25 protein-coding genes and 1 pseudogene are annotated in these 23,723 nt (G+C 57.3%); 6 read left to right on the top strand and 20 right to left on the bottom strand.

Annotation, left to right across the window (positions count from 1 at the left end; translation table 11 throughout):
* Positions 1 to 38: 38 nt before the first annotated feature.
* The 13 genes from A7X65_RS14955 to A7X65_RS14910 form a co-directional block, all read right to left on the bottom strand.
* Entirely contained in the window at positions 39 to 1,316 is a 1,278-nt protein-coding gene (locus A7X65_RS14955; RefSeq protein WP_063685995.1) for a hypothetical protein, read from the bottom strand.
* Positions 1,313 to 1,597, bottom strand: coding sequence for a hypothetical protein (locus A7X65_RS14950; protein ID WP_063685993.1), 285 nt, complete (start codon positions 1,595 to 1,597; stop codon positions 1,313 to 1,315). Before A7X65_RS14950 ends, A7X65_RS14955 begins: the two co-directional genes overlap by 4 nt.
* Complete coding sequence (locus tag A7X65_RS14945) at positions 1,597 to 2,028, bottom strand: hypothetical protein (protein WP_063685991.1); 432 nt, start codon at positions 2,026 to 2,028, stop codon at positions 1,597 to 1,599. Before A7X65_RS14945 ends, A7X65_RS14950 begins: the two co-directional genes overlap by 1 nt.
* 224 nt (positions 2,029 to 2,252) lie before the next feature.
* A complete protein-coding gene (locus A7X65_RS43555; RefSeq protein WP_283806159.1) occupies positions 2,253 to 2,387 on the bottom strand; it encodes a hypothetical protein in 135 nt (44 codons plus the stop codon).
* Positions 2,388 to 2,446: 59 nt separating this feature from the next.
* Complete coding sequence (locus A7X65_RS41720; RefSeq protein ID WP_156527814.1) at positions 2,447 to 2,599, bottom strand: hypothetical protein; 153 nt, start codon at positions 2,597 to 2,599, stop codon at positions 2,447 to 2,449.
* Between the two features lie 103 nt (positions 2,600 to 2,702).
* Positions 2,703 to 2,894, bottom strand: coding sequence for a hypothetical protein (locus A7X65_RS14940; RefSeq protein ID WP_063685989.1), 192 nt, complete (start codon positions 2,892 to 2,894; stop codon positions 2,703 to 2,705).
* Positions 2,895 to 3,783: 889 nt separating this feature from the next.
* Positions 3,784 to 4,434: a hypothetical protein gene (locus A7X65_RS14935; protein ID WP_063685987.1), complete on the bottom strand. Its 651-nt coding sequence runs from the start codon at positions 4,432 to 4,434 to the stop codon at positions 3,784 to 3,786.
* On the bottom strand, positions 4,424 to 7,207 hold the full coding sequence (locus tag A7X65_RS14930; RefSeq protein ID WP_245323538.1) for a DUF927 domain-containing protein: 2,784 nt from the start codon (positions 7,205 to 7,207) through the stop codon (positions 4,424 to 4,426). Before A7X65_RS14930 ends, A7X65_RS14935 begins: the two co-directional genes overlap by 11 nt.
* Positions 7,208 to 7,218: 11 nt before the next feature.
* Positions 7,219 to 7,527, bottom strand: a complete 309-nt coding sequence (locus tag A7X65_RS14925; protein ID WP_063685983.1) for an HTH domain-containing protein — start codon at positions 7,525 to 7,527, stop codon at positions 7,219 to 7,221.
* On the bottom strand, positions 7,524 to 7,715 hold the full coding sequence (locus A7X65_RS41715; RefSeq protein WP_156527813.1) for a hypothetical protein: 192 nt from the start codon (positions 7,713 to 7,715) through the stop codon (positions 7,524 to 7,526). Before A7X65_RS41715 ends, A7X65_RS14925 begins: the two co-directional genes overlap by 4 nt.
* Before the next feature lie 86 nt (positions 7,716 to 7,801).
* Positions 7,802 to 8,056, bottom strand: coding sequence for a hypothetical protein (locus A7X65_RS14920; RefSeq protein ID WP_063685981.1), 255 nt, complete (start codon positions 8,054 to 8,056; stop codon positions 7,802 to 7,804).
* A 135-nt stretch (positions 8,057 to 8,191) separates the two neighbouring features.
* A complete protein-coding gene (locus tag A7X65_RS14915) occupies positions 8,192 to 8,962 on the bottom strand; it encodes a hypothetical protein (protein WP_156527812.1) in 771 nt (256 codons plus the stop codon).
* 220 nt (positions 8,963 to 9,182) lie between these two features.
* Positions 9,183 to 10,451 carry a tyrosine-type recombinase/integrase gene (locus A7X65_RS14910; protein ID WP_063687706.1) on the bottom strand — a complete coding sequence of 423 codons (1,269 nt, stop codon included), beginning with the start codon at positions 10,449 to 10,451 and terminating at the stop codon, positions 9,183 to 9,185.
* 423 nt (positions 10,452 to 10,874) lie between these two features.
* On the opposite strand from A7X65_RS14910, the gene A7X65_RS14905 reads away from it, so the two are divergent.
* On the top strand, positions 10,875 to 11,750 hold the full coding sequence (locus A7X65_RS14905) for a site-specific integrase (protein WP_245323534.1): 876 nt from the start codon (positions 10,875 to 10,877) through the stop codon (positions 11,748 to 11,750).
* 94 nt (positions 11,751 to 11,844) lie between these two features.
* On the opposite strand, the gene A7X65_RS14900 is transcribed toward A7X65_RS14905, so the two are convergent.
* The 7 genes and pseudogenes from A7X65_RS14900 to A7X65_RS43125 all read right to left on the bottom strand — a co-directional run bounded on the left by A7X65_RS14900 (position 11,845) and on the right by A7X65_RS43125 (position 16,068).
* Positions 11,845 to 12,282 (bottom strand): hypothetical protein, encoded by a 438-nt coding sequence (locus A7X65_RS14900; RefSeq protein ID WP_063685975.1) that lies wholly within the window; start codon positions 12,280 to 12,282, stop codon positions 11,845 to 11,847.
* An 88-nt stretch (positions 12,283 to 12,370) separates the two neighbouring features.
* A complete protein-coding gene (locus A7X65_RS40610; RefSeq protein WP_245323532.1) occupies positions 12,371 to 12,844 on the bottom strand; it encodes a thermonuclease family protein in 474 nt (157 codons plus the stop codon).
* A 48-nt stretch (positions 12,845 to 12,892) separates the two neighbouring features.
* Complete coding sequence (locus A7X65_RS41710; protein ID WP_156527811.1) at positions 12,893 to 13,402, bottom strand: hypothetical protein; 510 nt, start codon at positions 13,400 to 13,402, stop codon at positions 12,893 to 12,895.
* 4 nt (positions 13,403 to 13,406) lie between these two features.
* Positions 13,407 to 13,919 carry an SHOCT domain-containing protein gene (locus A7X65_RS14895; protein WP_167358247.1) on the bottom strand — a complete coding sequence of 171 codons (513 nt, stop codon included), beginning with the start codon at positions 13,917 to 13,919 and terminating at the stop codon, positions 13,407 to 13,409.
* 696 nt (positions 13,920 to 14,615) lie between these two features.
* Positions 14,616 to 15,050 (bottom strand): annotated as a pseudogene (locus A7X65_RS14885) (SOS response-associated peptidase family protein); the annotation flags it as partial.
* A 6-nt stretch (positions 15,051 to 15,056) separates the two neighbouring features.
* A complete protein-coding gene (locus A7X65_RS14880; RefSeq protein ID WP_063685971.1) occupies positions 15,057 to 15,653 on the bottom strand; it encodes a hypothetical protein in 597 nt (198 codons plus the stop codon).
* A 1-nt stretch (position 15,654) separates the two neighbouring features.
* The gene (locus tag A7X65_RS43125) at positions 15,655 to 16,068 is read right to left on the bottom strand and encodes a hypothetical protein (RefSeq protein ID WP_082884947.1); all 414 of its coding nucleotides are present in this window, start codon (positions 16,066 to 16,068) and stop codon (positions 15,655 to 15,657) included.
* A 270-nt stretch (positions 16,069 to 16,338) separates the two neighbouring features.
* On the opposite strand from A7X65_RS43125, the gene drt3a reads away from it, so the two are divergent.
* From drt3a to A7X65_RS40595, 5 genes are all read left to right on the top strand, one after another.
* Positions 16,339 to 17,502 (top strand): antiviral reverse transcriptase Drt3a, encoded by a 1,164-nt coding sequence (drt3a, locus tag A7X65_RS40600; RefSeq protein WP_167358246.1) that lies wholly within the window; start codon positions 16,339 to 16,341, stop codon positions 17,500 to 17,502.
* 68 nt (positions 17,503 to 17,570) lie between these two features.
* Positions 17,571 to 19,520: an antiviral reverse transcriptase Drt3b gene (drt3b, locus tag A7X65_RS14875; RefSeq protein ID WP_082884945.1), complete on the top strand. Its 1,950-nt coding sequence runs from the start codon at positions 17,571 to 17,573 to the stop codon at positions 19,518 to 19,520.
* Between the two features lie 192 nt (positions 19,521 to 19,712).
* The gene (locus tag A7X65_RS41705) at positions 19,713 to 20,510 is read left to right on the top strand and encodes a hypothetical protein (RefSeq protein ID WP_156527810.1); all 798 of its coding nucleotides are present in this window, start codon (positions 19,713 to 19,715) and stop codon (positions 20,508 to 20,510) included.
* A gap of 187 nt (positions 20,511 to 20,697) precedes the next feature.
* Complete coding sequence (locus A7X65_RS14870) at positions 20,698 to 22,356, top strand: recombinase family protein (RefSeq protein WP_082885003.1); 1,659 nt, start codon at positions 20,698 to 20,700, stop codon at positions 22,354 to 22,356.
* A gap of 446 nt (positions 22,357 to 22,802) precedes the next feature.
* On the top strand, positions 22,803 to 23,627 hold the full coding sequence (locus A7X65_RS40595) for an outer membrane protein (RefSeq protein ID WP_082884944.1): 825 nt from the start codon (positions 22,803 to 22,805) through the stop codon (positions 23,625 to 23,627).
* Positions 23,628 to 23,723: the final 96 nt, after the last annotated feature.

Genomic DNA, 23,723 nt, shown 5'->3' with positions numbered 1-23,723 from the left:
GTGCGAAGTGGTGCTGGAAGACTTTCCTCCCATCTGAATTATCCTCTAATTGTTACTTTGAGCGCGGAGCGGAAGCCATCGTTGGCGGACGCCCAGTACAAATTGAACGTGCCCGTGCTGCCGTTTCCTGCACCAAGAGCAGTGGCGTAGTGATAGCCCTCGCTGAGACGGCGGCTTGCGTAGGCAGCCACAGGCCTGAGCGAACCGGCCGTACCATCCGAAATTGCGGCCATGCCGTCTTCCGGGGTGGCGCCGTCAAAGCCGATCGCAGCGTAGACCGCCACGCTGGCGGCGCCAGGATAGCCAGAGCCAGCCAGCAGAGCCTGCACCACTTCATCAGCCCATGTTAGAAATTCGCAGCGGATCTCACTGTTGAGCTCGACAAAGGTCGTGCTCGCCGTGCTGCGAGTTGCGGTGATGTGATTGGCGAGACCCTTTGACCCGCGATTGAAATAGGAGAGCACAAACGCCTGCGTCGCGCTGTCGGTCCAGGCAGGACCGGAAACAGGGCGTGCCATTCCGACAAGGGAGCGCGCGTCATCGCCGCTCTTGATCTCGGTCCCTTTGTTGCCGCTCGTCGTGGACGTTGCATGCGCGGTTGTCGAGGCCTCGAGAGCGTTAACAACTCCAGCCGACGCGGTTGCGTAGATGTTGTAAGTGGTGCCCGCCGAAAGGCCGGATGCAGCTAGCGACACCCCAGCATCAGGGACCGAGCAAGGCGCACCGTTAACGGTCAGGAGATTGCCACTGAACGGCAGCAGGACCAAGTTTCCGCCCGAGAGCGTCAGCCTGCATTGACCAAGGCCAAGCCCCGTAACCCCGGCGATCGGCATTCCCGTCGCGTTGGTCAGCGTCGCAGAGGCCGGCGTACCGAGCGCGCCTCCAACGAAATAGGCGACGCCCGTGCCGGTTTCGTCCGTTAGCGCCGCGCGAAGGTTGGCGCTAGAGGGAGTGGCGAGGAAGGTGGCAACGCCAGTGCCGAGACCGGCAACACCCGTGGAGATCGGGAGACCCGTGGCGTTGGTCAGCGTACCGCTTGAGGGAGTGCCGAGCGCCCCACCATTGACCACGATGGACCCGGCAGAGCCGACATTCGTTGCCAGCGCAGTCAGAACGCCTGTGCCCGTGCCTGAAATACCCGTCGAGAGCGGAAGCCCCGTCGCATTCGTTAGCGTGCCAGACGAAGGAGTGCCAAGGGCCTGCCCCGTCAGATCCCCGACGATCGTGTGCGCGGCATTCCAGGCCGCCAGATCGACCTCTGCGGTCGGATCAGCGGTGCCGGTAGTGACCTTCGCGTGCGTGATGGATAGCGTCATTCGGCCGTCCAGTTTCTCGATGCTGCCGCCTTGCGGGACCACACCCCAGCGGTCGAGCCGGTCGAAAAGGCGGGCTTGGGCGAGAAGCCGAGAGCAAACGGGCGGGTCTGGCGCTCGCGCGGCCAGGCCTCGGGCTGAATGGTCTTGCCGTCCCAGACGCCCGCGACAGATCCGGTGTCAAAGGCTGGCGCACGGTCGAACACAAAAGGATCAAACGCGCGCTTAGTGACCACCTCGGTAGTCCACGTCTCTGCCTGCTTGGGCTTAGGCGTCCAGGTCATCAGGCCATTGCTCCGGAGACGGAGAACACTCCGGCGGCAAGCGGCTTCGAAGCGAACACAGGCTTGGGCACCACTGGGTAAACCCGGACAACCCTGTCACCGTCCAGGCGAAGCGGGAGCGGCTTCAGGCGCCAGTGCAGCGCCGGGTCAAACGGCTGGTCGTCCTCGTTCTCGATCGGCAGCCATTCGCCACCGTCTGGATCTTTGACGGGCTTGAAGCTGGTGCTGACCAGTTCGCCGCCCCGAACCAAACAATACTGCTGCTCGCCGAGGGGGTAGCTCCCGTCTGACTGTAGGCGGTCGACCAAGGCTTGTCTGATGAAGTCTGATTTCGATTGGCAACGCTTGCCGGCCGCCCTCCCGATCGCCTTCGATAGGTTCGCAGGCGCCCGAAATTGTATCAGTTGCTCGAACGTGCCGTGATCGTCCATCGCTCGTCCTCATGCAAGCTGCATGAGATTGTAAGTAGGAGAAACGACCAATTCGCACTACTTCAATGCTGCTAATCTTGTAGATGTTGCTACTTACGTGCTGTTCGTGCTGGGGGTGCCGTCCGTATTTGACCTCGGTGTCCTGAATCCGGGGGTGTCCTAGTTTCGATTTAGGTGCGTGCGGAAAGTCTTTTCTTCGTTGAGTAAGGTTAACTGAGCCGGCCTCAATGCAGCTTGCCCTGGAGCTTGCGGAGCAGATCGCGCAGTTCGGCGGCGTACTCCTCAAGATTCCGTCGCGCCTCGTCTAGGCGAGACGGTTTGGCCTCTTGACCCTCAGTTTGTTTGTTTGGATCGGGCATGGCCCTAGTCTCGCCCATGGAAGGTGCAGTGCTTGATCTAGGTCAAGGGCAACTGCGGCTTACTCGTCAATCTCGCGCAACTCTTTCAGAAGGCGCTCCATCTCAGCGCGAAGTTTTTCGGTTTCTTCTGTTGTCCAGCCCATTTGTCGGAGTTCGTGACGAAGGCGCAATATCTTATAGGCGAGTTCCACTCGTTCGTTGTCGTGAGGCACGGCGGCATTCCCAATCTTTTCTATAAGACTACGAAATGTACCGTTTGTTCAGATGCCACCGCGGTTTTCCGAAGGCGGCGTGGATATCGATGATGAACCCCGTTTAGGTGATCCCATCGTCCGATCCGCGTTGGTTGTCGATGGCCTTCTCAAGCTCGCCAGCGAGAACCCTATGATGTTCGGCTAGACGCGCGAACAGCTCTCGCTTTTTGGGATCGGTCGCGAGGTCCCTGACGATCTCGCATTCAGCGATTTGGACCCGGAGCTTTTCCAGGTGCTCTTGCATGTCCTTCATGGCGCCCCCACGCTGGCAAACGGAACCGACGCTCTTAGCCGGAGAACCACGGGGGTACCTTAACAATGATTAGGACGCTCGAATTAAGGTCGTCCGGGCATCATCGACGTCGGCCAATGGATTGGACCACCCCAGCATCGAGCGGCTGTCGATTAGGTGCGGAACCGTTCCGCACCTTCGTTGACCATGCGTGGCCCCAGCCTCGCCCAAGAGGCTGGGGCTTTTTCATCGGGACCGGCGCCGCGTCGGAATCGAAAGGGGCCACCTCGTGGTGGCCCCTTGCCGGTTGCAATGAATGTCCGTGCTGAAATGCCAGCCCCGGCGCCAGATCAATTAGGCCCAGCGCGACTACGGATCAAGTGAGGACAATTGCCACTTTCCCTGATTGCGTTAGTTCCCCTCGGGCGTTCCTTCTGGCGCCCACGCATAGTAATGCTCCAGTCGCCCACCCACTGCGTCCCGCAAAGACGACCGCTAGAGGGCAGGTTTTTATTGAAGTACGCTAGGCCCAAACCCCTGCCTCGGCAAGGAGAGTTTCGGCTCAGGCCAGAAGCTCCCCCTCCGCAAGGTTCTTGCCGCGTCCGGTCAGCCTCCAATCGCAGCGGGTTTTGCTATGGGCAACCCGAAGCGACCAAAGTAATGAGCAACTTTCGACCCTGATCGATCGCCGGAGCGGTACGCGGCGAGAGCCGCCATATCTCCGTCCAAAAACATTGCCAGAGCAACTTGGCTGACGACCCAAACGCCCCCCCCGACACGGCGGCCAAGGCCATGCTGGGGGCACCAATTGCGGATCGTCGTTTCTGACTTGCCGGCCCTTTTCGCGGCCATGGCCAAGGTGATGCCTTCGCGAGGATCGTAGGGTGTCAAAACTCTCCAAGTGGTCTCCTCAGCAGATTGCATGCTGCCCTCCGCAGAGAAGTACGGTGTCGGACATCGGCTTGCGTCGATACGTCAGCGTCGATCCGGAAGGTCGCCGGAAAGTCGCGGTCTGCTCGGTCAACGCGAACACGGTCCCGCCTCCAAGCAACACCACGAGTCCCATGGCATCGTATCGGTACCCCGGCGCGACGGCGTGTACGCCGAACAGATCCAGAGCTGTCCATCCGAGATCGCGAGCCGCTCGATCCCAGTTCGACAGGAAGGCATCGGTGTCGTCAATCACCTGAAACCATCGCTCCGCTCCTGCCCACTCGGGTGCTTGCATTCGTTTCAGCTCCTGCAGAATTGCATGCCATCCGGCGGTGTCGTCGTCGAAGACTTGTGCCCTTCGCCCTTCTTCAAAATTAGTGGTGGCAGTGGGGACACTGGGGACACTGGGCGTAACCACTTCAATTCTCGACGTTTTCATGTCCCCACTCGCGGCCAGGCACTGTCCCCACTCGTTTTTGAGTGGGGACACGGCCGTCTCTTGAGTGGGGACAAAAAAGTCATTGCGCCGCAGGGACTTCTCGGAAGTGTCCCCACTGCCACCACTGTCCCCACTCATTTTGATGAGGGCCGTGATGTCCCGCGAGAAGGCTTGCAAGTCATGCTTCATTTGCATCCTCCAGGAAGCTCGAGCGGATGTGGTAGAGGCGCATCTTCCCGTGGTCGGGGACCCGGACTGACTTCGCCATATGGGCGCCTTCGCCGTCGATGTACCCCTTCTGCCTCAGCGTCGCGGCAACACGGCGCGGGTCCAGACCAGCGCAGATTTCCTTCCAAGCGGTGGTGGTGACGTAGAAGTCCCAGCCGTCACCCATCTGCTCCCTGAAGCCAGCGACGTCGCGCGCCTGCATCCCCTTCGGGGCATTCTCCTCCCAAGCGGGGATGAAACGTGACATTCCGTCCTTCAGGAGGAAGGTTCTCACCTGCTCCATGCCCGCCGCGGTCTCTGCCGCTTCATGCCCACCTCGAGCAGCGAGCCACTGCTCGAAGCACAGGGCAGCTGCCTTCACGGCGTCTCCTCGCGCCCAGGGCAGGATGCCGTACAAGGTCGCGATCTCTCCGCCCGCAGCGATCAGTCCGAACCGCTGGGCCACGCGACCAACCTGCCCGTCCGCTCCTGCCGGCACGTAGGTTTCGCAGAAGCTCTTCACGACATCCTTCACGATCTTCCGGATCTCATCGATCTGGGGGACGACGGCAGCGAGGTACTCCCGGGCGGCAACGCCGTGGTGCTGCTGGGTCGCGGTACGCAGATGAACGGCGAGCGCGTCCGGCGAGGCGAATCCGTGCAGTTGCTCGAACATGCCCATCCCGGCGCCGGCATCTGCCGACACGTCCACGATCCGGATCTGTTGACCGGCCGCCAAACGCTTTCCGCGACCATCCTCCGCCACCTTGTCGGAGAGGCCGATTTCACCCGATGACAGGAAGAGAACGCGCCACTTCGCTGCCCGACGGGCCGAGCCGTCTCGCGTGCTGCGAGACTTGCCTGAGCCGTTGGCGAGCATGTAGGCGGCTTCTCCGGCATCCTTCGCCGCCAACTGGGACAGCTCGTCCAGGCACAGCAACGTGTCGCAGTGCGCCAGTGAGACGCCCTCCAGGCCATTTGCCGTCGATCGCCACGACCGGATGTAGCCGTTGGTATCGCCGCCACCCCAGACGCTGCCGGCGACATGCAGGGCTGTGCTCTTGCCGGTCGAAGAGGCGCCCTTGAAGTGAACGCCGCCACCTTCGGCAGCACAGGGGCCGACCAGCGGACCCGCAAAGGCTGCGGACAGCGCCAACACCAGCCGGCTGTTACCGACGGCGTAGCGGGCCACGTTCTGTTGCCAGCTATCGAGGCTACCCGCCTGGCGGAATGGATGCTCGTGGGCTGTCGCACTTTGCAACAGCAATAGGTCTCGCTGATCGGCGCCGAAGGAGTCGTCAGGCATGACGAATGAGTTCCCATGCCAACCCACGCGCTGAGTTGCCCGTGCTCGGTTCGGCGACTTCACCTGGAGCAGAAACGAGTTGAACAGATTGCGAGCGGTGTTGCTCGGGAAGATGAAGAAACCGCCATCCATCAAGATCCGGCGTGCCTCCGAGCCGTCGCCAGCCAACGTCGCACGCGGCAGCGCGAACTGGTGCTCGCGGCCGTCGTGGTCTTTCCAGTGGAGCAACACGCCCCAGCTTGCCCCATCGGGATCGCGGGTTTCAGCCACGACATCGAAATGACCGGCGACCAAGACCGCAGGCCTATCCAAATCGTCCGGATTGCTCCACATCAGCCCCCGATCAGAGAAGCTGTAGCCGACGGGGAGGGCCGACTTCTTCTCGGCCCGGGCCTGGATGTGCTCCTCCTCCTGGTTCAGCTCTTCCGCTGAGGGCTTCCATTCCTCGGTCGTCCGCGCTCGCTCCTCGAGATCCTGGAATGATTGCCCCGCTTCGAACCAGTCGGACACGTCCTGCTTCTTCTCGAGTTCAAGGAACCGTACGACACGGACGCTCTCGGCGACGCCGAATGCGAGCCCCGCCTTGGCCTGGGCGTGGTCTGAGCCCTCATCATCGTTGTCAGCCAGGATGACGAGGTGCTTGCCTGCGAAGAAATGCTGGCACCCTTCCGGCAAGCCGTCGCCGACGCCGCCGAACGTCACGGCGCAACCGCCGCGCTTGCCGACGGAGTCCGCGTCCTTCTCGCCCTCCGGCCAGAAGACCATCGGCGAGGCATCGAGATCACCAGTCACATACGGTACTGACTTGTAGCCCTCGGGCTTGCGATACTGCCAACCCGTGCGGCCGTCGGCGTCTGCAACTCGATAGGCGTTGAAGGCGCGTTGGTCGCCGCGAGTCATGATCTTGATGCGAACAGGCACGCCGCCACACATGTAAATGTGGCGCCGCTTCTCGTTGTCCCGCGGACGCGGTCCCTCATCGCCAGCCACCATGAAGCGGGGCTTTCCGTCCTCGTCCGGCTTCGTCCGCGGCGGGAAGATGGGCGCTTCCTTGGCTTCGGCCGGCGTCGCCGCGACGTTCGCTGTCACCTTCGACTGGTTATCGCGCACATTCCCGGTCAGGTTGGTCGTATCCGTAGACTGGACGTTCAGCATCGACGCCAAGTCTCGCGCCGCATCCAGCTTCGATTTGCCGTCGAGGTACGCCTTGAGATCGATGACGTCGCCGCCCTTGTCGCCGGTGGCGAAGTCGCACCAGACACCGTTCCTCAGGTTCACCTTGAAGCTGCCCGGCTTCGCATCGTTGCGCGTGGGATTCCGCGCGACCCACTCGCCGGACTCGCGGCGTCCGCCAGGCAACAGCTGGGGGATGACGAAGTCCAATGCATTGAGGGCCGCCGAGCTGACAGCCTTGAAATCGACGCGCTGGGCGTTGTTGAAGCTATTCATGATCCTTCCCATTAGCGGGATCCTTCTGAGACCTTCGCGGCGCGCCAGCACTGGGCCGACATGCCGGAGGTGTTCTTGCCGCGCGTACCGTCGGGCTCGATCTCGCCTTGCAGGTGGAGCTCGGAGACCCGCGGCCTGACAGTCAGGAAGCTGATCTCGAGGCGAGCAGCGATTTGGTCCGGCGTGAAACTCGCGGGATGCTGCGATCGGAGAAACTGAAGGACGCGCTCGCGAACGGTGGCTGCCCGCTGCGTCATCTCCCGAGCAGCTTCACTGCTGGGACCGGCGGCTTTGAAGCCGGGGCTATCGGGGTAGCTCATTGGCGCACCTCACTTCCGAGGCCCGCCAGATCTGCGACCAGGTCGGCGAGGGCGGGATGAACGCGGTAGCGGCGGGCGACGAACAGGCCGGCATGGCTGCTCGGCTGAAGGACGGTGACGCGCCATGAGAAGAGCGGCAGGTCAGAAACCGATTGAGATGTTCGGGGTCGTTTGGTATGGATCTTCACGCTATAAATCCTTGGAAGCCCGGTACGCATGATCTGATCCGCCAAGATGTGGATCGTGCAGCCGGGTTTTCTTTTGAGGGATGGAGTCAGGCGACGCGGCGAACCTCGGAGGTTGATCTGACCAAGGGTCCGATCTTCCTCTGTGCCCAGGCGTCGAGGCCGGAGATGGGGTAAAGCGGGAAGCGCCCCGCGAGCCGAAAGGGCGGGCCTTCCGAGCTGATGCAGGCGAGTTTCGCCAGCGTTTTGGGGGAGCAGGGGACGTTGTACGTGTCTGTCACGTACTTCGCGGCCTCCTTCCTACGAAGGTGCCGCTCATTCATGTTTGCGTCGTCGGTATCCATTATCGTCTCGCATAATCACGGATCAATCTCCGTGGGTGCGAGGTAAATGGAGCGCCGAGAAATCCGCGGTAAAGATACGCGGCTGTAATCGCTGCGGATTTGGTCCGCGGATTAGCCCGCGTATATGGCTGCGCGTTAGCCGGACTTTTTCTCACCACGTCCGCGGGTGGGGAATCTCTTGCGGAGTTGGCGCACCTTGTCTCGGCCGACCCCCAACTGCTTCATGTGAGCGATATCTTCGTGCTCCGTCGGGATGTAGCCGTCGGGCTGCTGCTCCCGCCAGTGCCTGAACGCGGGCTCGATCTTTGCCTCGGCGAGACGGCGGGGTGCCTTTGCTGGCTCCTCCCCTGGCAGAGCAGCGGCCAACACGGTAGCGGCGGGTTTGGCAGCTTGCTCGCCCTCGGCGAGGCCACCAGGAGCGCAGCTCATCAGGCTCTCGCGAGTGACGAAAATCCATTGGAATGGGTCGCTGCCGATCCCCAGGTTATACGGGTCATCGGGTCTCAACTGGCACAGGTCGAACCGGTCGCGAATGCGTTCTGAGTTCCACCACCTCCGCGGAATGGGCGTCGGATCGCCGCCGGCTTTCTCGCGAATGGCAGTAATGAGCAGGCCAGCTTCTGCCAGGTGGATTATTCGGGACCGAACCTCGTTGAAGCGCGTGAGGCCTGGCATCTGCTGCTCATTGTGCTTCTTCACGATCATTACAGCAGCCATCCATTCGTTACCCGTAAATTCGAATGAGTGCTGGTACGGCTTCCGTGGTTGTCGATTGTATTCCGGATGGTGCTTCACAAGCAGATCGTGCGCGAGGCGCGCCCGCCAGCCGGACTTCTCTGGAAAGATCGAGAACTCCGTCATCAGGTCGCGGCAGGGCTCATCGCCCGTCCATTCCGTCCCAAACATCGATCGGCCCATCGCGTGTACCGCTCGCCCCAAGAATACATATGAAGCGTTATCGTTCGGCCAGCCTAGTGACCTTTTCCAGAACTCAGCCCTCATGCTGAGTTCTTTCTGTATTAGCTCGAGACTCATTGCACTTCCGCTTGTGCTCCGCATGTTGACGACGCGGCAGGCTGGTGCGGACCAGCTTTTCGGGAGCCACCCTAGCCGCGCCGATTCGTTGTCAGGCCGCCCGCCGCTGGGTGGCCTTCGACTTCTTTCCGTTCATGGCATCATCGATGTGCCTGGCGATCCGGTCGGCAGCTGCGAGCAGCGCCGAATCGATCTTGTGAATGTAGCCCATCGTAACGTTCCCCTTCTTGGAGTGTCCGATGAGAGCCTTGATAGTTGGGAGGGTGTAGCCGAGATCCTCGGCGGCCGAGCTGAATGAGTGCCGCAAGCCGTGACTGGTAATCCCCGGCACTTCCTTGGCTGACATTTTCTGAAGCCATCTCGTGAGGCCGGTGTGATGTTTCGCCTCGGTCGTAATGGCAGGGAACACATACCTCGACTTCGACTTGGCCATGGCCGTCTTCAAGACAGCAATAACGGCGGGCCCAACAGGACGGATGCTCTTGCCCGTCTTGCTGTCGCCGAGGCGAAGGGCCATCCCGACGGTATCGACCTCCGTCTTCAGCAACCCTTCCACCTCGTCCAACCGGCAACCAGTCATGGCGGACGTCCGGCTCGCCAGGACGCGCTGCCAATGCTCGCCGTTTGCCTCGGCGGTGGAGAGGCACTTACCTAGGCGGCGATACCCGGCGTCATCTAGGCGCCACTCTCTGGTCTGGTCTTTTGGGCGCCGAATGCCGCTGACCGGGTTGTCTGGCCGATAGCCCTCGTCAACGGCATAACTGAAGATGCCGCCCAGCAGCCCCATCGTCCGGGCCGCTGTTCCCCTCCCGCCGGTCACAATCGCCCGGCCCCGGGTTTTGGTCTTCACGTCGGCCGCTGATTTGCCGGCGATGATGTCGCGCTGGAGACCCTTTGCGTCTGTGGAAGTAAAGCCCTTCACGGTCTTCTTGCCGGCAAGCTTGATGATGTGACGCTCGATACGCCCCTTGTCGCTGTACAGGGTTGTCTTGCTTTTGACCTCGCCCCGGCGGGTCAGGATCAGGCCGCGCTCGGCCTTGTCGAGGTATTCCCGGCAGAGTTCCTCGACGGTCATTGCGCCGCGGGCCAGCTTCTTAGCCTCGACCGGATCCGCGCCGCGGACAGCATCCGCTAGTGCCAACTTGGCGTCGCGGCGAGCTTCTTCAGGGGTCAGGACGCCATACCGGCCCAGAGTAAGCCGTCGGCTGCGACCGTTCGCGTTGCGATATTGCACCACGAAGGATTTCGCGCCGCTCTTCTTGACGCGCAGGCCGAACCCCGGCAACTCCTCCTCCCAGAGGAACAGGTCCTTGCCGGTCGTTTCCGCCGCATCAACAGTGCGTTTCGTAAGCTTTGGCAATTTTCCCTCGGGTAAGCACCGGGTAAGCAGGCGCCGGAAAACGAGGGAAATTCGGAGCAATGACCGTAGCCCCCAAATCAGGCTGGTTTCAGCCTATATCTGGGGGCCAGCAATTCCAAGGGATTTCAGGTAAGCAAGGGTAATTTCTCCACCCTTGCCCTCCGAAGGCAAAGGTCACACGTTCGAATCGTGTCGGGTGCGCCAGTCTGGAATGACCGGAATTTAAGGCATTTCCAGCAATTTAGGCCCTCCTGCCCAGCCGCCCAAAAAGCTCGCTGTCACAACCGTGTCACAGCGAGAAAAAGCATGGCCACAATCCGACAACGAGGCAAGAAATGGCAGGTTCAAATCAGGCGGGCTGGCTCGGGGGCCGTGTCCAAGTCCTTCCTACGAAGGAAGGACGCGGACGCTTGGGCAAGGCAAATGGAAGTTCAAGCCGACCGGTCCGAACTGCCTGCCGACAGTAGCGTTCTTAAGAGCGTTAAGTTGGGCGACCTTATTACCCGCTATCGCAAAGAGGTGACGCCTAAGAAGCGCGGCGGGAAGGTTGAAGACGCCGTTCTCGCGCGGATGCTGCTCGATGCGATCTGCAAACTACCGCTTTCAACTCTAACAACAGCCGACTTCGCGCGCTATCGCGACCGGCGGCTGGCTTGCGTCGCACCCACAACGCTTAAGCGCCAGTTGAACCCCATCCAGCACCTGTTTGAAGTCGCAAAGCGCGATTGGGGATTTCCCATCAAGGACAATCCTATCAAGGCGCTTCGCTTCTACGCGAAAATGCGCATGCGCACTCGGCGGCTACGCCCTGGAGAATTGAACAGACTGTTGAAGGCTACCCGTTCCTGTCGAAACCCGGCAATTGCCCAGATCATCAACTTCGCCCTTGCTACTGGCATGAGAAGGGGCGAAATCGCAAATATGCAGTGGAAGGACCTCGACCTTAAGAGGCGGCTTCTAACTATTCCCGTCACCAAGAACGGCCACGCAAGAACGATTCCGCTTTCAAACGATGCCATCAAAGCGCTGCCAAAGCGACGCTCGATCGACGGACGTGTGTTTGCGATGACAGGAAACGCAATACATCTATCTTGGGATCGTATTACGGAGCGCGCCGGAGTTGACGACTTGCGATTCCATGACCTTCGCCACGAAGCTATCAGTCGGTTCTTCGAGCTAGGACTAACCATTCCAGAGGTCGCAACGATAAGTGGCCACCGAGATGCGACCGTGCTGCTCAGATATGCGCACGCATCGTCAAGCGCGGTCTTCAATAAGCTGAATCGCTTGGCAGCCTGAGGCTACCCTCCCTAGGAAACCTTACGACGTGACATGCGCCGTGGCGAACGGAATGCCCGCCCGCCCGGCGCTTCCGCGAACGATCGGGACGCAATCAGAGACAGGTAATGCTGTCCTTCTTGACCTGCTCCTGCCACTCTGGACCCAGCGTGTCCCGCGCAGACAAAGCGTTGCTACCTTGCGGGTCACCGTCCTTGAACATCTTGATCACCAATCCCTGATTGGGTGCGATTATCGGCTGCCCACCCGTAGCCATAACCGTGCCACCGCCCAGGTTCTGAACCATGATCGGCGTATTCCCGGCATAGGTACCGCCAGCTTGTGCATTCAGCACAATGAAACGATCATAGCCCCGTCTAATGGTCTCGACGGCAGCTTGCTTGAAGGCCAGCTTTTCAGCTCCGACAGAGCCGCAGATCGGAGCGGCCCGCGCGGTAATCTGAACCGTGTCTTGCGCAAGCGGTATAGTGGATGCTCCAGCGCAGCCACCGAGTATTGCGGCAAGCGCGAATGCCGGAAAAGACCTTCTCATTGTTTCCCCCCACAGCTAGAACTTGTAGTGCTCCGTTCTTCGCGGCGTCAAGATGCGTGGGAGCTTACGAAAGTCGTAGATGCCCCCGCTAGTCGGAGCAGGCCCCCGGGCTTCTGCCAGTGCGCGTGCAATCGCGGAAACGCCATGGCTGAACGAAGCTCCCCGCCCACATGCCACGTTCTGCGCTCTCCGCTTCCTTCTGCTCACGCCCGTACTTGCCTTTGGAGTATAGCGGCCAATCAAGCGCATAACCGTGGGCTACAAGCCACTTCGCTAGATCAACGCCTCCCACCAAACAGGTGGCAACGGTTCGGCCGTATCGGTCGGTATCAACGGCCGAACAAGATACGGTCCGCGCGCCAATGAACCGATCAAGTTCATTCGCTGCCTTCGCACCGCAGCGATACAGTAAGCTATCGTCACCCCGGCAAAGTTGATCATGTTCGGGCGCGTCGATACCCCATAGTCGGATACGCGTGCCATGAATTTCTAGTGTGTCGCCGTCAATGACGCTGGCGCGGCCGGTCAAGTCCGATGCGAGAGCAAAGCTTGCGATCGACATCGCACAAACGAGCACAGTTATTCTGAACCTGCCTTGCATCGGTCGAGACTACCGCTTCTGCACCGTGACTACCGTTGACAATTTGTCGGCAGAGCAGACAAACGAGAATGCCCCGAAATCAGAACTATTATCGTGTTCCCGCTTCACCGATGCGCGCCTCAAGCAGCGTCTCGCGCCTTCCCGAATAATGTCGCTCCTTCCATGAAGCACGACGGCTCCCGCCGCGCCGAGAAAGTCGAAATAGTCGCCCCTTGGATACGCGCCCTCCACGACTGCAACAAAATTCCTGAAAGGCAAACATCCGATCGACGCGTATTTTACCGATGGATGAGCGAGAAATACCACCACCGAAGTACGGCGTGCCAGGGAGACATCTGGTACGCGCGCGGCGACCTCTCCCGCCATTGCTTCACACTCGTCGGCAATTGTCCGTGTCGATGGCGCAAGAAAAGTGAGGACTAAGGCAATGATTAGCGCCGGACCTCGCGAGAACGTGGTTCTTATGTGCGACTTTTCTTCTGTCAGCTTCTTCGGCGCTTGAATTTCCAGCCTCACCATCTTGTCATTCCATAAGCAGAAGCTTCGCCTTCTGTGCGTTAAACTCGTCTAGGGTGAGCAGGCCACGATCAAGCAATGCAGCCAGTTTCTCCAGTTGCTCGGCAACAGTAATCCGCCGCTCTACCGTCGGCGAAGCAGGAGGATGGCTCGTAGCCTCGATCTTTTTCTCTATAAACTGTCGTGCCTTTGCGAACTCAATTTCACTGGAAAACAGAACGGTATTCTCATCGTGAGCGCCAGACAAAACGCCACCCGTGCTCTCGACAGCGCCGCTAAGCGTGAACTGTATGTAGCCCTTTATAAGACCGGGCACCTTGAACTGGACAGCACTAATTGAAGAGAAAGGAATTCGCTTATCGCCCTTAATTCCGCTCTGAAAGACAAGTCCCCAAACCAGTCCGCGCCGGATGACTACGCTATCTTCGTAAAATTCCAGGTCTGCCCCACGTCCCCTGCAAACTAGAACAGACGCTCGATCTTGCTGCGCCGATTCCCGTTCTGTAGCCTTAGCTTCCAACGCAAGAATCTTCTGCCATCGTGGCTTGTTACTCTCAGACCTCAACTCTATTCCCCTAAGTTTCGGATATGGAACCGCGACGCCATGTTGCAGGCGTTATCTTTGCGCGGCTCGTCGCGCTTGCCGCCGTGCTTCTTCTCGGGCTTCATCTCGGGCGGCGTTTCGCGCCTCATCGGCGGCGGCGTCAGCTTGTCGTCGCGATCCCTCAAGCTGGGCCCGACAAGTAACATAGGCATCGGTGCCCGGCTTAGCGCCATAGGACAAGCAAGCCTGATCATCCTTGGCGTTGTTGGCGGCAAGCCTCTCCTCGCTACTCATGCAGCTTGCTAGCAGCAAAAGATTTAGCAGCACGATGCTTTTAGATACCTTCCCGGCCATTTGCCCCCCAGCAGACCTGTTCACACCGCTCCCAGCGTACAACCTAACAATGACCAGTTCAACTTCGCGCTGCACCTTGACCATCGTCCACGTCTCGACAGAAAGCTACGCATGATCGGCTGATGACGCCGGTGAATGTCCCCTCGGACGCCATTAACATCTGAAATACATCCGAGGCCAAAGCGGCATTTGCGGCGTCAACGTCTTAAGCAGCAGCACCATTGCCGTCACCGCGATCGCGCGCTTTGCGATTCTCTTCCGCGCCAATTGCGAACCATTCACGATCAAGCTCGCGTAGCCTTAACCCAGGTCTGCTCCCGGCTTGGATTTCGTCCCACGATTACCTTTGAAGGAGGTCCAGATCCCCGCAAAAACCGTGGGGGGCTTCTCTTCGCTGATGGCAAACCAAACAACGTCTTTCTTTTTGGTCTGAGGGTTTGGCTCGGGTGCATACTCCGCGAAGCTGTTGAACGGCACCAGACACCGGTTCTCAGGCTTCAACCAGCCGCGCCAATGCGGTGATGATGTGTTGCGAATGTTTGTGACCGGTGGGCCGCCTGTTCGAGGCGGAGGCGGCATGCCCCAGCGCATCAGTACAAGCTCAGTGCCATTATCAGTATTGCGCACCACCGGCGCTGGATAGTCGGGAAACACGCCCGGCATTGGAGCGAGATTGCCGACGTATCTGTTGACGACACGAAAGAGCGAAAGAATGGCAGCTTGGTTTGTCGTGATGCTGTAGAGGTTACACATATTAAGTCATGCATCAGTGCGATTTGATTGCCAAAGCATCAAGTCGAGCTTTTTCGTGCCCGTGAAATGCGTAAACTCTGGGAACGCCACGTTGAACTCGCCGGTCAACGCCGAGAACAAGGGTTCATCTTTCGCCAGATTATGGAAGCGGCATATTGCCCGGTATCGCTCAGCACCTCGTTCCATCCGAGCAGCTACGCTTCCTCCCGCATAACTTGATAATCGAAGCCGCTTCAGGACCTCGCGATCATATACGGGCAGATCGGCGTTCACGGTGGCCAAGAGCTTTGATGCAAAAGACGCGTGGACCTGGTTGCAATCATCCAAGATTGCCTGAAGGACGCGCTCGAAGTCGGAATTCTTTTCGGTCTTTTCCGTATTCAGCAAAGCGAAATAGCTCTTCCTGAAGCTCCGCGATCCGCGCAATCTATAGAAGTCAGCGAAATCGCGCTGGTATCCCTGATCTATCGAAACATCCGTTTCATAGAGCGTCTTTTGTAGCCTATCATATTGAGCAAGGCGCTTGACCGGCATTCTTTGGAATATCGCGGGCAAGTTGCTGCGCAGCTCCGTCAATATGTCAGCGACAATTGCAGCTTTCATCCTATCGCTTCCCCGGCCACCACGTTGACGGCGGATGGCTCGCCGAAATCTTCGTCGGCCTAAGCGCCACCAGGGCGCTTCGCTTATATGGATATCGTCGCACTGCCGAGCAGTCTTTGCAACGAAGGTAGCGCTCTAACTCATGAACCGGTGTCGTCTTCGCGCGCCGAATAATGTCTAGCGCCACTGTCTGGTTAGTATCGCACCCAAGACACCGAATTTCGAGATAGAGATAACCGGCATTTATTGCATCGCCGATTGTCGGTGAGGGTTGCGCCGGTCCCTTGTACCCAAGCATACGATAGTTCCACGCTTCGCAGGCCAACTTGTCGGCTTCCTTCCGCGCCTCTTTGGCGCGTTCGGCTGACATCTTGATTTGGGTACTGAACAGGTATTGGCGCGACTTGGTGGACATGCGAGAGAGAACCGCGCTCGCCGCATCGATGCAAATCGTCAATCCCTAGGGCACCGCGGCCAAGCTGGGCTACCTTCTGTCGTGGGTGTGCACAACTTTCATGACCGAAGCTTAGCGATACCGTCGATCCGTCGGCGCTCGCGTGATTCGTTGCCGTTATTGCAATGCAACTTTTGCCTGATGCCATTCTCCCACACAATTATTGATTTCGCTCGCTGGTTGAGCTTGGATGGTGATCAATGATCAACTCAAGAACATCTGGGGAAATCGGTGCTATCGGGGCTAAATAAGGACCTCCTGTCGCGGTGCATCACTTCGACTGATCTTCAAAACCCCGACATCCTCGCAAACCCCTGCGATGAAGAAGGCCTAGTTCAGCGGGCTGAGCTTGTTATCAAGTTTGGGTTCGCCAGTTTAAATATCGAGCCAATTTCAATCAGAGGAAATACTGCACATTGCATTCGATCAACGCCGCACACACTCGTTCTTCGCGGACTTAATCAAATACTGCGGAAAACGGCTAATATCCAACCCTCTGATAGAGACACAATTATAAGACGCCTCATCACCATTCTCGGAGAAGGTGTCCAGCACCGGGTCTATAAATTCGACATCAGATCGTTCTTCGAAAGCCTCGACGCGGGCTTGCTCCTAAAAGAACTATGGCTCGTTCCGGCGATTCCTCGAAACGCTGTAACTACATTGGCGAATTATTTCCAAGAACTGCATGATCGGGGTATCTCGGGTCTTCCAAGAGGGGTTCAATTGAGTGCCACGCTGTCTGAGTTTGCTCTCAGGCAATTTGATCGCGAGATTTCCTTACTTCCTGACGTGTACTTTCATGCACGATACGTTGACGACATCATTATCATCACAGGCGCACGCGAGAACGCCAATGACTTCACGCGGTCCGTCCGCGACCTGTTGCCCTATGGACTGAAATTCAACAACGAAAAGACTAAGCGGATCGATCTCCCAGCCTTCACCAAGGGCCAAGCAAATGGCTTAGTAGGACAGTTTGACTATCTCGGTTATAGTTTCCTGATGCACCCCGTGGAGAGGTCTTCCACGGATAATCGCTTTCATCGCAAAGTCGGGGTGACAATTGCCGACAAGAAGGTTCGAAGAATAAAGTCGCGCATTTGCCTTGCGGTCTGCCAATATTTGCAGGACAGCGACTCCGTCGCCCTCGAACAGAGACTTCAACTCCTAACCGGAAACCACAATCTGCAAGACTTTTCGACTGGCAGATCAAGAAATGTTGGTCTGTGGTCAAACTATAGGCGCGTCAATTCCTTTGAGGCGCTAGCTCAACTCGATTCTTTCCTCCGGTCAGTCTTGGTTGGAAACAAAAGCCATATCGCGGATCGATTTGCGCTTTCGCGCTCCTATCAAGGCGCGGCGATACCTGCTGCGCTACGGGTTCGTGGATAATTTCAAAACGCGTCCGTTCTACAATTTTCCCATGTACAGACTTTCAGAGCTTCGGCGATGTTGGCAGAATGTCTAAGTCAGTGAGGAAGCGAGGAAACATTCAACGCTCCGACTTCGACAGGGCGTTGCTTACGGACACCGCCCCTACGGACGTTCCAATCGTTTTCTCAAATGACGGCTACCACGTAAACCTGCGACGCAGGCCAGTTTCGGAAGGGCTTCGGCGCGTTCTAATTGCCTTGGTGAAAGAGAACGATCAACGATACACGATACCGTATCGATATCGCATTAGACTTTCCAATACGACCAGCCGCCAGCTAAGCTTGGCGCATCCGGCCGCTCAATATCGTGCGTGCGAGTTTTATCGAGAATACGCGCACTTGATTCCGTACTTTTGTCGTCACGAAGCTGTTTCCTTGCGAAGGCCGACCAAAGTCGGGAGCACGTTCTTCTACGTGAACTCGGGCGCGGAAAGAAAGCAGTATAAGGGCGCCGCCATCGACTTGCTCTTGCATGATCAGACCGTTCGCAACCCTGGCTCGTTCTTTGCCTATAAAGGGTACGACCGCTTCTATAAGTTCTTCAATTCGGAGGAGTTTATAGGCCTCGAAAAGACCTTCGCGATCATGCGGCTTACCGACGTTTCCAAATGCTTTTCGTCAATTTACAGTCACACACTCGCTTGGGCCGTCAAGGACGTTCAGCACGGCAAGGAGTCTACGCAGGCTGCGTCGTTCGCGAACGACTTCGATGCGTTGATGCAATTCTCCAATTACAATGAGACTAACGGCATTCCAGTTGGAGCGGAATTATCCAGGATTTTTGCCGAGATAATACTGCAATCTGCTGATGCGAGCGTACTTCGAAAGTTGGGGCCTGAGCTAGAACACGGCTCTAGCTATGCAATCCGACGATACGTGGACGATATTGTTATCTTTGCGAACAAGCATGACGTGCTTGATGCGGTGCAGCGCGCAGTTTCAGATTCGCTGCTGATGTTCAACCTCCACTTAAATGAGGCCAAAACGTTTACAAAATCGCGCCCTCTTCAAACGCGCAAATCGCAAATCACATCGGGGGCGACTCCTGCGGTTCAAAAATTCCGTGATGCAGTGCAGGAACGTGACTTAAACTACATATCCCGACCTAAACGCGTTCGCGATCCGAAGGCATTGGTGCGAGCCTTGGCCAACGATGTGAGAGTTGCTTGTACCAATGGCGAAGCAGGCTACGAAGACGTAAGCCAATTCATTATCGGCTCGATTGCTAACACCATAGAGTCTCTTATCGCGGGGTACGGTTCCACCCCGACCGAAATTCAGCAAGACAGTGAAAGGTACGCGCGTGCTTTTGAAGCGCTACTGTCGTCTCTTTACTATTTTTTCGTCGTACATGCGACCGTGGGCAGCTCTTATCAGGTCGCAAAGGCTACGGTCCTTTCGATTCGGTTCTTCAGGGACAACCTTCCGAGTGCGGCTGATCATATAAACGAACTCGTTCGGCTTCTCATTCAGGATGTAATCAGCAATCCAAGCTTGCTGAGCGTTGCGATGAGCGAATGCGTACCAATTGAGATGCTAAATATCATCCTAGCATCTACGGAGTTGCCGGAGCATTACCGAACCAATGTATTCCCAATTGGCTGGCGCGTTCTTCGGGAAGATAATGTCGATTACTTCTCAGTAGTGTCTCTTCTGTTCTACTTCGGTCGAGCAGATCGAGATTTCGCCTTGCAGGTCGAACGGAAGCTCGAGAAGCACTTTCTCCCGAAGGCCGCACCAATTAGAAACTCTCATGATGCGCACTTTCTTTTGGACCTCATTGCCTGTCCGTATTTGACCAATAGTTTTCGAAAGCAATGCGCGGAGACGTTATTCAAAGGTCTGAACCTCTCAGCCAATCGACTGTATTCATTGTTATTCTTGAAGGAAGTGGAGAAGTTTTCCTGGTTTGTGAATTGGAAGGAAATCGATCTCCTGAATCACCTGAGAAAGAAGGAGTTGAGCGCCGTTTACTAGAGCGCTAAGATGCAGGCGAGAGGGTTGCCAACAGAGCATCTTAGCGAAGCTAATCACTTCGCTACCACGGGCAAAACCATAGCAGGGAGAGTAATTACTCGCTGCCTTAGGTTCGTTCGGGCGAGCGCAAGCCGCACACACTTCATGCTTGAGGTGATCCTCTCACCCCCATAAAGTTTAGGCATTTCCGCTTTGGACGATCTGCACCAATCCATTTCAGACGCTCTTCATTCGCTAATGAGCAGCGCCGTCCGCGGCATCGGTCGCGCGGTTCGCCCAGTGTATTACGCTACTGGCAGTGGCAGGCCGGATCATCTTGGGTCGTGCATTCTCCTCAATACCGGCTCCAAGCGAATTCTTCTCACTGCCGCACACGTCATTGATGAGAACAAGGTTGCGTCGCTCTACATACCCGTGAACGGCACTCTGCAACGACTTGAAGGAAGTGGAATCATCACAGTTGCCCCTAAGGGAAAGCGCGATGACGATCACTACGACTTCGCTGCCCTTGATCTTCCTCCGAAGCTCGCAAATTCACTCGGAGCTGTTCGATATGTTGAGCCCCACGAGATTCAGATGACAATCGCGAGCCGAAAGCCGCACATGGCGCTCGGCTTTCCAACTTCAAAGAATAGGAAACGCATTGATCATCAGAGTCGCCGCGTTAATCCGCAGCGGTTTAGTCACGGCGGCCCCTTGTGGCTACCGAATATGGGCGAGACGGCCGAATATCTTGAGCCACATCTGCTGCGATTGATATACGAGAAGCAATCTCGTGCTTTTGACGGCAGCATCGTAAATTCTATAGGTCCGAAAGGCCTAAGCGGTGGAGGCCTCTTCTGCCTGGGTCAAATTGACACCACGGGCACCCCGCAAGAAGAAGCAAAGTTGGCTGGCGTTTTGATCGAGAAACGACGAGGCGAAAAATCGATACTTGCGACAGATATTAGCTTAGTTCTGGACATGTTAGAGGCGCCAGTTGGGCCTTAGTGAAGACTTCCCATTTTGTGGATACGTGAATTTGCCCATGAGCCGGTCTAGGAACTGTTTCGCTAAGGATTCCGCCGCCCCCTAGTCTGAAGGGTGCCCCAGCGCTCAGGGCGAAGGGCCGGACCGCTTTTCGCACTTGATCGAAGCCACACTCCAGCGTCTGATTGCGGGTCAGCGAGAGCATCTAATGGGCAACGAACTCGTCGTTCGAAAGTCCAGCCTTCCAGCGGCTCAGAGGGCCTGTCAAGCAGCGCAGTACGTCCGTATGTCAACGGACAGGCAGCAATATTCCATCCAGAACCAAGCAGCGGCGATTGCCGCGTATGCACACGCGCATAATTTGATCATCGTCCGCACATACCGCGACGAAGGCGAAAGCGGACTCAGGATCAAGAACAGGGCCGGCTTGTCTCGTCTCATCGAGGACGTACAAGCAGGAACCGCGGACTTCGGACACATTCTGGTTTACGACGTGAGCCGATGGGGCCGCTTCCAGGACATGGATGAGAGTGCCCATTACGAATTCGTATGCAGGCAGGCGGGCATCAAAGTTGCCTATTGCGCCGAGCAGTTCGACAACGACGGAAGCATGCTGTCGAGCATTCTGAAGAATCTTAAGAGAGTCATGGCGGCCGAGTATAGTCGAGACCTATCAACAAAGGTTCACGCGGGCGCTTGCCGGTTCGCTCGCATGGGTTTTACGCCTGGTGGTCCATCTATCTACGGACTCCATCGTATTTTGGTCGATGAGAATTGGAAGCCGAAGGGCGTCGTACTCAAACGTGGTGAGCGAAAGTATCTAACGACCGATCATGTCCGGTTCGTCCCCGGCGCAGACGAGGAAGTCGCTGTCGTAAAATGGATTTTCAATGAGTTTCTGAAAGTGAAATCCGAACTCGCTATCGCTCGAAGACTCAACAAGGCCCGAATCCCAACTGGAAATGGCGGTCTTTGGGACGGTACAGCCATAGGACGGCTCATCCGAGATGAACGCTATATAGGAAATCTCCTTTACAATCGAAGCTCGCACAAACTCGGTACAAAGTTAGGACCCAATCCTCCTGATGTTTGGATTAGGACGGAGGGCTGCATAGAACCTATCGTTGACAAGGACGTATTTCTTAAAGCCCGGCAGATTATTCTGCAGCGACGAATACACTGGTCAAATGAACAGATGCTGTCGGGGCTCCGTCGAACGCTGGCCAAGAAAGGCCGTCTGGGCCCGAGGATAATCGATGCGGCGCCGGGTATCCCATCTTGGAGTGTGTACCATCGACGCTTCGGCGGCCTTCGGAACGCTTACAAATTGATCGGCTATGCTGGAGAACGCAATTGCGACTATGTGGACTCGCGTCAGACATGGGAGAATCTAAGAGCCAAGCTCGTTTCCGACATCGTGGCTGAAATTGAGAAGATGGGCGGCCGCATCCAAACAAGCCAGATCACCGGGTGCATGCATGTCAAGGGATCAGCAAGCGTTGTTGTTCGGGTGGCACGGTGGTACAAAAAGCAGGGAACCTGTCCTATATGGTCGATTCAACGGCAATCGCTCCATCCTCTACCGCCGGGCTGGATCGCCGCCATCCGACTGGCGGAAGACAATAAGTCGGTTCAAGATTACGTGTTGCTGCCGATAACCGGACGCGAGAGACAACAAACAAGGTTCTCGGAGAAAGTACGAGTTAGGCGGGCGATAGAGCGGTTCGACACCGCCCTCGCCTTGGCTCGTTCGCTCAGCCGCCGCCTAACCAAGTCAAGCCGTGCTTCCCGAGCCATGCCAGCGCCGCCGAGCAAGCCACAGAAAAGAGGCCAGCCAAAAACCAAGAGCGGCCGCGTGCGGCGTTGATTGATCGCAAATACAGGAACGCACCGAGCAACGTCCCGTAGTTCCGTTTGAAATCCCCGTTCAGCCTCGCAATCTTGGACAGTTCCGAAGGTTCAGCGTCGTTCGACATAGGCTGGCTCCATTCACCAGCGCCCTATGAACCACTGTTTTGCCCGACGGAGCAAGAGACGACTTCGCTTAATCAGAACCATTTCCAGAATCGATCTTTTGAACTCAAAAGTGGTTGGCCGCGCTATCCCTTGTTCCGAACGACTGGTGGCGGCTTCAACCGCCCACCACCACAGCGTCGCAAGTAGCCGCAAAAGGCGCCAGGCGTCACTCGTCGGTTTATAAACCGCTATTCGCAAACAGCGTCGATTTTTTCTTGCTTTCGCCGCTCTCTTTGATGCTTCAGTTTCGGTACGTGGTCGTCGGTGCCGCAATCGGTTCAATGGGGAGCTTTTGAAATGAGATTTGTACTCACAACGCTGTCGATAGTCGCCCTCAGCCCAATTGCGGCCCAAGCGGCCGATCTTCCGCCTTTGCGTCCGACGACGGAGGTTGCCGCTCAGGCAGGGAGTTGGACCGGGTTCTATATCGGCGGCAACGTCGGCTATGCTTGGGGCCGCGATGGGGCATCGAACGGGACCGGAACTCTTGTGAACGTGAATGGCGGAACCGCTCCCTATATTTTCAACCCTGCGCTTGGCAATGGCAATGGGTTCACTGCTGGTATCCAGGCCGGTTATAACTGGCAGATCAAGCATGCGGTGGTCGGTGTAGAGGCTGATTGGCAGCATCTCAATTCAAAGGTCGCCTCTGGAGACTCAGCTATTGCGATTCTCCCTGCGATAGGCGCCAATTTCAGCGGAGGCACTTCGGTCAGCACCGACTGGTATGCGTCTTTCCGTGGCCGAGTTGGTTATGCGTTTGGACCGGCCTTGCTCTACGCGACTGGTGGTATTGCGTTGGCTGAAACAAAGGTGAGCGCGAACGTTGCGGGCAGTATCCCCACTAGTCTCTTCCCGCTAACCTATGGGCCACTTGGCTTTATGAATGCTTCCGAGCGCACCTTACTAGTTGGATACGCCGTAGGCGGCGGTCTTGAATACTCTCTGGGAGCTGGATGGTCCATAAAGGGCGAATATCTGCACATGGGTTTCGGCACCAATGGCTACAACCTTTCGGGCTCCCTCCAATCACCGACCGGGTTTACCGGCGTGATCACGACGCACGTGGATATCAAGCCCAGCTTTGATATTGCCCGGGTCGGAGTGAACTATCGTTTTTGAACAATGATCTGAGGCGTTCGGCTATTATCTCTTAGGAGCGCGTAAGGACAGTGTTCTCTGCGCCGAACAAATTACACTGTTACTGTCTCTGCTCCG

The sequence above is a fragment of the Bradyrhizobium stylosanthis genome, assembly GCF_001641335.1.
GTDB classification, from domain to species: domain Bacteria; phylum Pseudomonadota; class Alphaproteobacteria; order Rhizobiales; family Xanthobacteraceae; genus Bradyrhizobium; species Bradyrhizobium stylosanthis.
Note: the sequence above shows the minus strand (reverse complement) of the source record. Positions and strands in the feature narration are given on the sequence as shown.